13 protein-coding genes and 1 riboswitch are annotated in these 11,831 nt (G+C 49.4%); of the genes, 2 read left to right on the top strand and 11 right to left on the bottom strand.

The window, feature by feature from the left end:
* Positions 1 to 3: 3 nt before the first annotated feature.
* Together purK and purE are read right to left on the bottom strand one after the other, a co-directional pair.
* The gene (gene purK, locus MHH48_RS04910; RefSeq protein ID WP_076325612.1) at positions 4 to 1,191 is read right to left on the bottom strand and encodes a 5-(carboxyamino)imidazole ribonucleotide synthase; all 1,188 of its coding nucleotides are present in this window, start codon (positions 1,189 to 1,191) and stop codon (positions 4 to 6) included.
* Positions 1,188 to 1,673 carry a 5-(carboxyamino)imidazole ribonucleotide mutase gene (gene purE, locus MHH48_RS04905; RefSeq protein WP_009592351.1) on the bottom strand — a complete coding sequence of 162 codons (486 nt, stop codon included), beginning with the start codon at positions 1,671 to 1,673 and terminating at the stop codon, positions 1,188 to 1,190. Before purE ends, purK begins: the two co-directional genes overlap by 4 nt.
* A 196-nt stretch (positions 1,674 to 1,869) precedes the next feature.
* A riboswitch (purine riboswitch) is annotated at positions 1,870 to 1,971 on the bottom strand.
* A gap of 587 nt (positions 1,972 to 2,558) precedes the next feature.
* Between purE and MHH48_RS04900 the strand changes: the two genes are divergently transcribed.
* The gene (locus MHH48_RS04900; protein WP_076325613.1) at positions 2,559 to 3,170 is read left to right on the top strand and encodes a histidine phosphatase family protein; all 612 of its coding nucleotides are present in this window, start codon (positions 2,559 to 2,561) and stop codon (positions 3,168 to 3,170) included.
* A 34-nt stretch (positions 3,171 to 3,204) separates the two neighbouring features.
* Here MHH48_RS04900 and MHH48_RS04895 read toward each other — a convergent pair whose 3' ends face one another.
* The 9 genes from MHH48_RS04895 to MHH48_RS04855 all read right to left on the bottom strand — a co-directional run bounded on the left by MHH48_RS04895 (position 3,205) and on the right by MHH48_RS04855 (position 11,165).
* Positions 3,205 to 3,483: a hypothetical protein gene (locus tag MHH48_RS04895; RefSeq protein WP_076325614.1), complete on the bottom strand. Its 279-nt coding sequence runs from the start codon at positions 3,481 to 3,483 to the stop codon at positions 3,205 to 3,207.
* 190 nt (positions 3,484 to 3,673) lie between these two features.
* The gene (locus MHH48_RS04890; protein WP_076325615.1) at positions 3,674 to 4,108 is read right to left on the bottom strand and encodes a universal stress protein; all 435 of its coding nucleotides are present in this window, start codon (positions 4,106 to 4,108) and stop codon (positions 3,674 to 3,676) included.
* Between the two features lie 120 nt (positions 4,109 to 4,228).
* On the bottom strand, positions 4,229 to 4,492 hold the full coding sequence (locus MHH48_RS04885) for a DUF1294 domain-containing protein (protein ID WP_076325616.1): 264 nt from the start codon (positions 4,490 to 4,492) through the stop codon (positions 4,229 to 4,231).
* Positions 4,493 to 4,726: 234 nt separating this feature from the next.
* Complete coding sequence (locus tag MHH48_RS04880) at positions 4,727 to 4,864, bottom strand: hypothetical protein (protein ID WP_012819087.1); 138 nt, start codon at positions 4,862 to 4,864, stop codon at positions 4,727 to 4,729.
* A 138-nt stretch (positions 4,865 to 5,002) separates the two neighbouring features.
* A complete protein-coding gene (locus MHH48_RS04875) occupies positions 5,003 to 7,138 on the bottom strand; it encodes a DNA topoisomerase III (protein WP_076325617.1) in 2,136 nt (711 codons plus the stop codon).
* A 62-nt stretch (positions 7,139 to 7,200) separates the two neighbouring features.
* Positions 7,201 to 8,367: a bis-aminopropyl spermidine synthase family protein gene (locus MHH48_RS04870; protein WP_076325618.1), complete on the bottom strand. Its 1,167-nt coding sequence runs from the start codon at positions 8,365 to 8,367 to the stop codon at positions 7,201 to 7,203.
* Positions 8,368 to 8,726: 359 nt separating this feature from the next.
* Positions 8,727 to 9,179, bottom strand: coding sequence for a GNAT family N-acetyltransferase (locus MHH48_RS04865; protein ID WP_083659811.1), 453 nt, complete (start codon positions 9,177 to 9,179; stop codon positions 8,727 to 8,729).
* Positions 9,179 to 9,862, bottom strand: coding sequence for a sigma-70 family RNA polymerase sigma factor (locus MHH48_RS04860; RefSeq protein WP_076325620.1), 684 nt, complete (start codon positions 9,860 to 9,862; stop codon positions 9,179 to 9,181). The genes MHH48_RS04865 and MHH48_RS04860 overlap by 1 nt, the downstream gene beginning before the upstream one ends.
* A 286-nt stretch (positions 9,863 to 10,148) precedes the next feature.
* Positions 10,149 to 11,165 carry a zinc-dependent alcohol dehydrogenase family protein gene (locus MHH48_RS04855; protein WP_083659812.1) on the bottom strand — a complete coding sequence of 339 codons (1,017 nt, stop codon included), beginning with the start codon at positions 11,163 to 11,165 and terminating at the stop codon, positions 10,149 to 10,151.
* A gap of 196 nt (positions 11,166 to 11,361) precedes the next feature.
* Here MHH48_RS04855 and MHH48_RS04850 point away from each other — a divergent pair, with 196 nt between their 5' ends.
* Positions 11,362 to 11,586 (top strand): hypothetical protein, encoded by a 225-nt coding sequence (locus tag MHH48_RS04850; protein WP_076325621.1) that lies wholly within the window; start codon positions 11,362 to 11,364, stop codon positions 11,584 to 11,586.
* Positions 11,587 to 11,831 lie beyond the last annotated feature (245 nt).

The following is an 11,831-nucleotide window of genomic DNA, read 5'->3' as shown; positions in this document are numbered from 1 at the left end:
CGTTTAATCCTGCCTCCAAATATTCATTTTCTCTACCCATTCAAGCGCTGCATCGACATCCCCGCACAAGAGGTTGATATGTCCCATCTTGCGGTTAAACTTCGACTCGCTCTTGCCGTATAGATGAAGCTTAGGCACAACGCCGAGAGACTCTGCAAGCGCGTCGTGCTCTCCAAAACGCCGTACCGCTTCCTCCAGATGCTGCCCCAGGAGGTTCACCATGACGACCGGGCTCAGCAGCGTTGTGTCCCCGAGCGGCAAATCGCAGATCGCTCTCACATGCTGCTCGAATTGGGAGGTTGAGCATGCCTCCATCGTATAGTGACCCGAGTTATGCGGACGAGGTGCAAGCTCATTCACGTACAGCTCCCCATCCTCGGTCACAAACATCTCGACAGCCAGCAGGCCAACAGCCCCCATTCCTTCTGCCACGCGTTCCGCGAGCTGGCATGCTTTACGCTTTACTTCACTCGTCACGCGAGCAGGCACAATCGACAAGTGCAAGATATTGTTGACATGCACGTTCTCTGCCGGAGGGAAGCTCTTCACGATGCCGCTGGGGGTGCGCGCCGCGATCACAGAGATCTCGCACGCAAACTTCACAAACTTCTCCAACACCAGCTCAGTCCCGCTGGCAGCCAGCTCCCTGTAGGCTGATTCCAGCTCATCTTCGCTGCGGAGAACCGCTTGCCCTTTACCATCATAACCTCCCATGGCGGTCTTAAGCACGCAGGGAAGTCCAAGTTCAGAGGCGGCGGATCGTAAATCTTCCAAACTTGTTATTTCACGATACGGTGCAACCGGTACGCCGGCCGCTTCAATCGCGGCCTTCTCGCGCAGCCGGTGCTGCGTGGTGTACAACAGCTTGCTTCCTTGCGGAACATAAGACTGCTCCTCCAGAAGCTGGGCCACGCCCGCATCGACATTTTCGAATTCGTACGTAATGACATCAGCCTTGACGGCGAGCTGCCGGGCAGCCTCCACATCGTCATACCGGGCCGTAACCTGCTCGGCCATCTGGCCGAGCGGGGAGTTCGGCGTCGGATCGAGGGTGACGAACGAATATCCCATCCGGATCCCGTCCAGCGCGATCATCCGTCCGAGCTGTCCCCCGCCAAGTACGCCAATGACGGAACCAGGCAGTAGCTTTTTGCCGGATACTCGCGTCTGCTGTGCTCCGTTCCCCATCATAGGTTATCGCTGCTTTCCAGCACTTCATCACGGATACGGTCTCGGCGCGCTTGCACTCTTTCGCGAATCCCTGCATCCGAAGTGCCTAAAATCTGGGCTGCGAGCAATCCGGCGTTCGTGGCTCCCGCTTTGCCGATCGCTACAGTCGCTACCGGAATGCCCCCTGGCATCTGCACGATCGACAGCAATGAATCCAACCCCTTCAGCGCTTTCGATTTCACCGGAACGCCAATGACCGGCAATACCGTCTTCGAAGCGACCATCCCGGGCAAGTGAGCGGCTCCGCCGGCTCCGGCGATTATGACGCGAAGCCCCCGGCCTTCCGCTTCCTCGGCATACCGGAACATCAAGTCCGGCGTCCGGTGAGCGGATACGACTTTTTTCTCATAAGGAATTTCAAGCTCGTCTAGCACCTGACATGCATGGGACATCGTATCCCAATCTGATTGGCTTCCCATAATGACTCCTACTTGTGCTGTCATGAGTTACCCCCGCTTTCTTCGAAATTCGACAATATCATGGTTAACTGCTGAAAAAAAAGTCCGATCCCGTAAACACAAAGTCTGTGCAGGTCTCGGACATACAAGGATTACGAACGCTGCTGCCTGCGTCAAGCAGAAGAATCTTGCGCATCCGCTCGCCTAAGAGGCAAACACGAAATCAAGCCCCGTCGTAGCCGCACCGTTTGTATTCCCTCGTAGTCCGAAAATTTACGGTTTCCGGGTAGAGACTTCCGGGCCATATCCCCGGCTTTATACGAGAAATATTAAATTTCATCAATCACGCTTCATAAGTTATTTTGAACCTCAACATCCTCAGTTTATCAATTTCTGACACCTCATGTCAACCTAAACACGAACAATCGGATTTATAGAAAATATAATGTTCGTATCTAGGGAGTAAGCATGCAGCAGCAAAAACTCCCTGAAGATTGCGGCCTTTATAAGGCGTAACAATTGTCGGACACGAAAAGCTGTAAACGGTACTATGTGAAGCATAGGCGGCCGCTGCGCTGACGCATCGTGATTCCAATCGGCTATTAAACACGGGAAACTGGATTGAACTAAATAGGGATGTTTCCCGTGTTTAAAGGCGAACGCTGGCGCTTCTCCATCCACGATTCGTCCGCTCCGCTGGAGTTTCTTCAATAAAGAATTTTTTTGCTGCTGCATAGAGGGTAAGGGAAAAGTGTTATCGCAGAATAAAATAAGACCACATTCTGCTCTTTAATTGTAGCTACTTGCAAGGAAGATGGGGGCGAGTGTCGAAATCTTATCATCCGACATGAATATGAAATACGACAAAACATCTAACCTGACATTATTTTTAAATGTCATAAAACAGAATCTATTTCTTAGGAGGAACCGATGGCTATTTATCTCGTTAGGCATGGTCAAGATGAAGAAGGGTACCGCGGAGGGTGGAGCCAGCGCGGGCTCATACACGAAGGGATCGGGCAAGCGGAGAAGCTGGGGCAATACTTGAATGAACACAAGCATGTTTATAATATCCACCGGATCGTGTGCAGCGATCTGCAGAGGGCTTATCAGACTGCGGCCATCATTGCCGATAAGCTTGGCCTTCCCTTTCAAGCTTTCGAGGATTGGCGGGAGATGAATAATGGTCTGCTCGCCGGAATGCCCAACCCTATAGCAGAGGAGAGGTATCCAGGTTTGTATTTCTCCAGTTTACGGATGGACGAAAAATACCCTGGCGGTGAGAGCCCCCAGGAGAATTTTGTGCGGATTAAGGAAACCTTCACCAGACTATGCCAAGATCAGGTATCGGCGAATAATCATGAGAACGTATTGGTTGTCACTCACGGTGGAGTTATCAATATCATTTATCATCTGATGAAGGATATAACATGGAGCAATAAGAATCCGTTCTTTCCCGTGGCGAACACTGGGCTGCACAAGATCGAATACCGCGACGGACGTTGGGAGCTTACCCTGGAGAATGCAACACCTCATCTATAACTGAAAAAAAACTGCGTTTCATCTCACGCCCGTTCTACTGCTCACCATGCTTCATGGCATCTACATATTGTTTGGCTTCCACCAAAGACAATCCTAATTCTTCTCGTACGATTTTAATCGCTTTAATCTCCTGCCCATCCTCCAGCAGCCTTTTGGCTTCCTCATGTACCGGTGGCTCGGGTATGCCTAATTGGTTTGCAATTTGTTTTAATGTGTTCTGCTGCAGTTTCATTCGCTTCTCCATTGCCGACATTCGACTGGAAACCATAAGACAGACCAAAACAACCAAGACTATAAGTAGAATAATTTCCATATGAACCTCCGCTTATAAAAAAACTATCACCCTAACGGACCGCTGTTAGATCGAAGACGCAGACCCTATCGAGTACGATAAGAATGAAGCGGTACCTGCGGATGCAAAACCGAAGAACGTTTGAACCCAAGAAAAACGACATTGACTTACTTTCTCAGAAAAAAAGGACGCCTCAGCGTCCCCAACAACATTATTTCACTACCAGTACCGGGATCTTTGCATGCTGCACTACGTTATGGCTGACACTGCCGAGTACAAACTCGCGAATTCCGCCAAGACCGCGGCTGCCGATGACAATAAGATCACTGCCGTTCTGATTCGCGTACTCCAGAATAACTTCAGCCGGAGGACCCTGGATCATCTCCACTTGACCGGTAACGCCTGAGTTCTCAATCCGCTCGCGGATTTCCTCTGTCGTCTGCACGGCAAGATCGTAGACATCTTTATTAAGTGAAGCTGGAATCGGGGCAAGCCCTTCCCCAACGAAGAAACGCGGAAAATCGTAAGCATGAATGACATCCAGCGTAGCTCCCGGTGTTACCTTAGCAAGTTCAACCGCACGTCCGAGCGCTTTATTTGCTGCTTTGGAGCCGTCGTAAGCTAGAAGAATTTTAGTAAAAAGCATACAGGCCACCTCTTTCTATAGTTAAAAGACCTACTACTTATTATTAAACAACTTCATACCGATATGAAACGAGCTTGCTGACTTGCTGTGATGTTCCTATGTAATTCAGATGAATCCGACTTATCCCCAGAAGTACGTGTATAGCGCAACATTCACGACTAACAACAGCGGCACGCCCAGTTTAAAAGATAAATGCCTCGTTTTATGACGTTTGCGGTACATGGCAATCCATACACCCAAGGCCCCGCCGATGGCAGCTAGCAGAAATAGTGTTCGCTCCGGAACCCGATCCCGTCCCATTCGGGCACGCCGCTTATCCTCGGACATGACCAGATAGGCTACCGCATTGATAAAAATAAACCAAACGATCAGTGCAGGTCTCACGTTGGTTCACGCACCCCCATTCCAACTGATCGATCTTGCCCAATCAGCCATTTGCTTTGCGTTCTACTGTTATTATAGAACTGCAGGCTAATGAAGACAATGCCGGCTAAACAATCTTAGCCATGGCCAAGCCATCTATGAATGCCATTATTAGGACACGGCCGGCGTCATAAATCGGAGCGGACCCGTGTCCGGCATAATGACAACCAGACCATACTCAACCACTACGAAAACTTATGATTCATTCTTGGATATTTCGTTCAGGCTCGGAACATAGTCTGCAGCCTTTTTCGGTTTGAGGGTCTTGCTCTCCTCAAGAATGCTTGATTTGTTCTGCTGGTTTTCGGTTTTTCTTGCTTTATGATTCGGCATGCAAATCACCCCCTGTCCGTAGAATGAGCCATTGCACCCGAGGTTATGCTAACAACGGCAAGAAAAACGCATTTCAAGCCTTGGAAGATGCACATCGTGGCACTGAGTAGCATCCCTCGACAAGCTCACCATTGCAGCTTATTCCTTCCCCTTCTGTTCAAGGGCCGCCTTCAACAGGTCGCCCAGGTTCGAACCAATCGACTCCGGCTTGCTGTATTGCTGCACGAGCTTCCGCTCCTCGCGTTTGTTCACATGCTTGGCGTCCTTCTTCAGCGTTTCTGTAATGCCGCAGCCCAGGCACTGCACGAACAGCCCCGCCTTGCCTTCTTTCATCTCCATCTTCTTGTGGCACTGCGGGCAGCGGCGGTTGGACAGACGCTTCTCGCCTGAACGCTTATATCCGCAGTCGTCACTCGGGCAGACTAGCAGCTTGCCGCGCTTGGTCTTCTTCTCCAGCAGTCTTGTCCCGCAATCCGGACAGTGGCTGTTCGAGACATTATGCGGTTTATACTCCGCTTCGCTTCCCTTCACATCCGTGACCAGCTTCTTGGTCATGTCCCGTATTCCGCGCAAGAATGGTTCCGGCTTGCCTTGCCCCTTCGCAATCCGTTCGAGCTCGGCCTCCCAGCGCGCCGTGAGCTCCGGAGTTCTCAGCTCTGGAGCGACAAGCTCAATCAGCTGCTTGCCTTTGCCTGTCGGATGGAGGGATTGCCCCTGCCGTTCAATCGTGTCCGAGCTAACCAGCTTCTCGATGATATCAGCCCGGGTTGCGGGGGTTCCAAGTCCATGCTTCTCCATCTGGGAGAGCAGCGCCGCTTCGTTATAACGTTTCGGCGGCTGGGTACGTCCCGGTTTCAGCACACAGCGGACCACCTTCACCGACTCTCCTTCTCGCAGCTCCGGCAGGAGCTTGCCTGAAGACTGACCCGGAGCATCGTCCAGCTCGTCGTCAGCGTCATCATCATAATCGCCGCCGTATACCTCACGCCAGCCGCTATCCTTGATCGTAGTCCCTTTCGCGTAAAGCTGCTCTCCTTCAATCTGAACTGTAACCGATACGTTATCGTAACGGGCAGGAGGATAGAACAAGCTGATGAACCGGCGTACGATAAGATCGTACAGCTTGCGTTCATCGACAGATAACTGATTCAACAGCACGGTTTGTTCGGTTGGAATGATGGCATGATGATCCGTAACCTTGCTGTCATCCACGACCCGTTTGCCTGGCGATAAGTTCTTACGCAGCAACGGACGAGCAATGGACGCATAAGGCCCGATGGCAATGCTCGACAGCCTTTCCTTCAACGTTCCGACCATATCGGATGTCAGGTAACGGCTGTCCGTACGCGGATAGGTGACCAGCTTATGCTGCTCATACAGGCGCTGCAGCACATTCGAGGTCTGCTTGGCCGAGAACCCGAATCGGCGGTTGGCATCCCGCTGCAGTTCGGTCAAATCGTATGCCAGCGGATGCGGTTCGGTTTTTTCGCTCTTTTTCACGCTGACGATTTTTCCGGTGCTGCCCTCCAGCTTCTGCTTCAGCTTGGCCGCCTTATCCTTCTCGAATAGACGACCGTCTACGCCGGCCGGACGCCACGATACCTCAAAGCTCCCCAGATCCGCCTGCAGCGTCTCATATTCCTGGGAGCGGAAATTCACAATCTCCTTCTCCCGGTCCATGATCATCCCAAGCGTTGGCGTCTGAACCCGGCCTGCCGACAGCTGTGCATTAAATTTGGTCGTCAGCGCACGCGTCACATTCAGCCCAACCATCCAATCCGCTTCCGCCCGGCAGCGTGCGGACTCATACAGCCTGTCGAACTGCTGCCCCGGCTTGAGTGATGCAAAACCTTCCTTGATCGCCTTATCCGTCTGGGAAGAAATCCACAGCCGTTTGAACGGCTTGTTCCACTTCGCCATTTTGAGGATCCAGCGCGCAAGCAGTTCTCCTTCACGGGCAGCATCAGTGGCAATAATCATCTCGCCGACATCCGGGCGCTTCATCAGATGCTGGACCGTCTTGAACTGGTGACTTGTTTCCTTCAACACCTTAAGCCTTGTGTTATCCGGCAGGATGGGCAAATCCTCCAGAACCCAGGTCTGGTACTTCTTATCATAGTCCTCGGGTTCGGCAAGTCCTACCAAATGTCCAAGCGCCCAGGTCACAATATATTTTGGTCCTTCAAAATAATTCTTCTGCTTCTCGCGGCTGCCCATTACTCTCGCAATTTCCTTCGCAACGGACGGCTTCTCAGCCAATACTAATACTTTCATAGCCCTCCCCTTCCTCTATTCCCCTATTATAACCTCCCCTCGATTGTTTCCACAAAGATAAGTCAGATCGTTTTCTTAGCCAGCCATGTGAACGTATGATTGACGCATACCGGACAGCCCTGCTTCTTCAAATCCTCGATCGTGGCAAAATCACCCTGCACGCCCACCTGCAGCTCACCCTGACATTGGATGCATCTGTAGGTTCGAACGGTTCGCCTAACCTCGCCTGTGTAGAGCTCATCCTCGAAAGAATCTGTAACACGCGGCGCCGTAAATTCCGTCGTTGTTAACACGATCATCTGACCGCTATTACCGATCATCTGCGCTCCAATATATTGATTGAAATGAAGCAGGACCTGCTTTACCGATAAACCCATACGGACGAATTCACGCTGCATGGACCATGTGAAATCGGGAGATTTGTGGGCGAAGGAGAGAAAGATGGGGCATCCCTTCTCGCGTTTCAGCGCGCTAATGCCTCTGGATAAGAACAGAGTCAGCCCTTGTAGCGTGTATGGCGGATCCGTGAAAAAGCAATCATATTGCCCGTTCAAGCCCTCAGGCAAAGGCTGCCTGAGATCGATATGCCTGCATGTAACTGATAAGCCTTCTTTTGCAGCCGCGCCCTGGATAAATCGCAGGAATCGCTCATCGATATCCATAACCGTAATGGCGGCTCTTTGGTCCTTCGCGTGCGGGAACAGCCGTTTAAGCAGCAGACCAAGCGAGATGCTCACCAGGTCGTCATCGCCAACACACAGAATGTTCTTCCCGATCAGACAGTGCTCCCTCAGACACAGAATCGCCCTCCGCAGACTCGTCTCTACCGTGCATTGGGATTGGTCAATCTGTACATCGACTTGCGGACGCATCTCCAGAATCTCCGTGAGCCTCGCTAGTACATCAGAAAGCTCCTCCTGCCAATCGACTTCGCCGGCCAGAAGCTTCTGATACAGATCTATATCGATGCCTCCATACCCCAGCTCGTGTTCAATATAGGACTTCCCGGAATCGGTGCAGCGCACCCCCCGGTCTTGAATGAGAGCCCCTGCCTTGATGAGCTCCTTCTTGATCGCCGAAGCAACCGGAACCGGCAGATACGTATGACGTGCCAGCTCTTTGGTTGATATACCGGGCCGCATATAACTCGCTACCAGCAGCTGTTCGATCACCTGGACGCCTTCCTGCAGACGAACCTTGGTTTTCACTTCTTCTATATAATGGATCATGTGAAATCACGCTCTTTTCCTGAATATGAGTTTGTTATTACCCCTGGAAAAGAACACACGTGACCCCCATACGTGCTGCAGTAATGAAAAAAAAGGGACAGAAGTCCATGAACCATCGTCCATCTTCTGTCTCCCAAGCGGGAAGCCGTGCCCAGAGCACGGCTGTACAGTCAATATATAAGGGATGGCTGTTGTGTTCTTAACCAGGTGGACTCAGAACCATCGCGCATGACAAATAAAACTCACATAAAGTGGGTTTTTTCGCAATGCACAAGCCAGAGTCCTATAAAATTTGGTTAGTTAAGAACACACACCGACATCAAGACAGCTCCCTATTTTTTCAATATAAATTCCGCCGACTAAAATCTGTTGGCCATAAAAATAATATCCTTCTTCACTTCAAAACCATGTTTCCGATAAAAAACTTCCGCCGGAAGATCCTTTTCCGTTAGCAGCACCATGCAATGAATGTGAATTGAACTTAAGTATGCCTTCATTCCATTCATTAATGCCGAGCCTAATCCGCTGCCCTGCCTACCGGTATCGATATAATATTCCTGGATATGATATTCCTTACCGCTATACCAGCTCTTCGTATGACCAAAAGAGGCACCGAGGATCTTACCATCCTGTTCGATAACAAACCCCAGAAATACCGGATTGTCCATAAATTCCGTGAGGTATTGCTGCACATGCTGTACGGAGTCCCACTGGTCGTACCAGGGTTCGCCGCTAAAGACCTTGAGCATCAGCTCGGAGCATGCTCCAAGGTCGGTTTTGTCCATCAATCTGACGTTCGGATTCGTTCCCATTAAACCGCCACACCCCATGATCTGTGAATGATATCGTAATCCCCGGCAAGCCTAGCCGTCCAGATCGATTTGGCTGGCAGAAGTACAACACTACCAGGCTGTAGGATAGGAGCAAAGTCATCCCGACTCGACTCCTTACCTACTATCGGGTCATGGCTCACGCTCCTTTCCGTGGAGGGATCCAATCTTTCCGCCAAAATGGCGCGGGCTCGGTACAACCGGGATTTTACCGTTCCTTGCGGTATTCCTACGATCTTGGCGATACGGCTAACCGGCATATCCCGGTAATAGTGAAGCTGAATGACCTTGCGTAAATCATCATCCAGGTGAGTCACGGCTTCGTTGAGTTCGATCGCTTCATACGGCAGTGAATCGGCACCGCCATTGGCAAGTTCAACCGTGCGCAGCCGCTGCTGGGAACGCAGCAGTTGCAGGCATTCATGAATGAGAATACGGGACAACCATGTTTTGAAATAAGCAGGCTCCTTTAAGGTAGGCATAGCTGCGAAGGATTTATAAATCGCTTCCTGTACAGCATCCGCACAATCCTCTTCCCGCTTCAGGTACAAACGGGCTAAGCCGTACAAATTACGCTCGCAAGCGTGGATCAGCCTGCTAAAGGCTTCTCGATCCCCATGCTTGGCAAGCTGAACATCGTGCTCTATATTTGATTTCTTATTCACATTGGGAGACCTCCTCTGCAACACTTTCTTGGCCTTACATATGTTAGATGCATCAGAACGTGTTCAGGTTCACGTCAGCTCATCATTTTTTTTAAAAAAAGCCGGATTACCATCACCTTCATTTTCGCACAAATCCGTTCATCATTTCCATATTGAATATTCGTCATGATGCATTATCAATCAAAGTTCGACAATTCTTCCATGAAGGCTTCGTGATCGGACTTCCAGCCTAGTACATTTACGAGGCCGGTTATAACTCTTAATGCGAACGAAGACCATTAGCGCGTTAGTTGAATAAAAATGGTTCCAAAATCACCTTCCCTATGTGACCACTTTGTTGAGTTTCTATAATTGCTTTCTCATATTCCCGTAGACTAAAACGCGTTCTTGGTGCTTGAATAGTCAATTCCCCATCTATCACCAATTTGAATACATCACCAAAAGTTTCATGCCACCGAACATCGGAGATACCTTCAATCCATCTTTTAAGCCAATATGGCTTCACTCTGATATTAGAATGTTTTTGGTGTATCTGAGCCCAATTCATTTGGGTTCCTGACATAAGACCAATACTTAAGACTGTGCCACCTGGACGGATACACTCAATCAGGTCGTGTCCATCTTGCCCGCCAATGCTATCAATACCGGCCGTTGCCCCCATCCCACAGGTCAATTCCAAAACTCGATGGACAAGCCATTCTTTAGACGTGTCAATTACCGCCCAAGCACCAAGCGAATGCAGTTCCTGGGTATGTCTATCATTTCTTACCACCGCAATCAATCTGTATCCAAACACCTTTGAAAACTGTGCAAAAATACGTCCTATTGCAGAACCGCAAGCATTTACAATTAACACATCATCAGACTTTAACCGCAATTCTTCTGTACAAATAAGCCACGCTGTCATAGGGTTAATGTACATTTGGCTTGCTGTTTCGTTATTAATTTCAACGGGAACTCGAATTGCAAAATTGGCTTTTGTTTTCACGTACTGTTGCCAAGTTCCCTCACCACGTAGAGGCAGTACCCGTTTACCTAAAAGGGATGTTGTTACGGATGAACCAACAGCTTCAACAACACCAACCCCTTCATATCCTGGTACTTCTGGCAGCTGAATTCGATGTTTATAGGCACCTCGAATCGGAATTAGGTCAGAAGGATTGATTGGACTAAGAATCATTCGAACCACTATTTCGTCGTGCTGAAGTTGTATATCGTCTACTCGTTGTTCTAATTCCAACACCTCAAGAGGATTTCCAAACTTCTTATACTGTAAAGAAATAAACTCCTTAATGCGTCTCACTCCTTACTGAATTATCCTTGCAGCCCGTTAGATTAATGGAATAGCTGTCGAATTGTAATTAGCATAAAAATGACGATGGACACCCTCTTTTTGTTTTATCAGCTTGTTCACCTAAGCTTTAAAAGAAAACCATGTATAAAATTAGTTTTATAGGGAATTTTAATTCAATTCGTATACGAAGGAGTTGAAGTAAAGTATGATCCACCCCAAAGACGACTACGAGGTATTAGGTAATAAAATCGAAGTTGATTCAGATGTGAACGAGGATCGTGATCGAGAGGAGCAGTTGGATGACTCCTTTGAGGCCTGGTATGGGAATATCAATGACCAAGTGAAGCTAAAGCTAGATCTCACGAAAGTTCCGCGGGACAGTGTATTTGATTCAGGCGTCGGCATGGATGAGGATCCAGCCCAGGATTAAGAGCTCAACAACCATAAACAAGAGGCTACCGCTGAATGAAGTTCCCCCCGTCAAGTAGACATCTAAAAAAATCCTCTAAGCCACAGCCTACGTTCGATAGTCTACTGGGCTGAGGTGAAAAAGGACAGGGATTCTCGACAATATGAAGCCCTTGCAGACCCTGTATTCTGTATTTTTCCTATATTGGAATGGTCAAGTATCATGTTTTATTAGTTCTGAATAAGCTACAATCATCGATCAGATTG

Origin of the sequence: Paenibacillus sp. FSL F4-0100, from assembly GCF_037993005.1 — a bacterium.
GTDB lineage: Bacteria > Bacillota > Bacilli > Paenibacillales > Paenibacillaceae > Paenibacillus_AQ.
The sequence above is the reverse complement of the archived record's forward strand: the minus strand, read 5'-3'. Positions and strand labels throughout refer to the sequence as shown.

What these genes read in the sequence shown, in the direction of transcription:
- purK (WP_076325612.1), bottom strand. Translation starts at nt 1,191, where the DNA reads ATGATGGGGAACGGAGCACAGCAGACGCGAGTATCCGGCAAAAAGCTA.
- purE (WP_009592351.1), bottom strand. Translation starts at nt 1,673, where the DNA reads ATGACAGCACAAGTAGGAGTCATTATGGGAAGCCAATCAGATTGGGAT.
- MHH48_RS04900 (WP_076325613.1), top strand. Translation starts at nt 2,559, where the DNA reads ATGGCTATTTATCTCGTTAGGCATGGTCAAGATGAAGAAGGGTACCGC.
- MHH48_RS04895 (WP_076325614.1), bottom strand. Translation starts at nt 3,483, where the DNA reads ATGGAAATTATTCTACTTATAGTCTTGGTTGTTTTGGTCTGTCTTATG.
- MHH48_RS04890 (WP_076325615.1), bottom strand. Translation starts at nt 4,108, where the DNA reads ATGCTTTTTACTAAAATTCTTCTAGCTTACGACGGCTCCAAAGCAGCA.
- MHH48_RS04880 (WP_012819087.1), bottom strand. Translation starts at nt 4,864, where the DNA reads ATGCCGAATCATAAAGCAAGAAAAACCGAAAACCAGCAGAACAAATCA.
- MHH48_RS04875 (WP_076325617.1), bottom strand. Translation starts at nt 7,138, where the DNA reads ATGAAAGTATTAGTATTGGCTGAGAAGCCGTCCGTTGCGAAGGAAATT.
- MHH48_RS04870 (WP_076325618.1), bottom strand. Translation starts at nt 8,367, where the DNA reads ATGATCCATTATATAGAAGAAGTGAAAACCAAGGTTCGTCTGCAGGAA.
- MHH48_RS04865 (WP_083659811.1), bottom strand. Translation starts at nt 9,179, where the DNA reads ATGGGAACGAATCCGAACGTCAGATTGATGGACAAAACCGACCTTGGA.
- MHH48_RS04850 (WP_076325621.1), top strand. Translation starts at nt 11,362, where the DNA reads ATGATCCACCCCAAAGACGACTACGAGGTATTAGGTAATAAAATCGAA.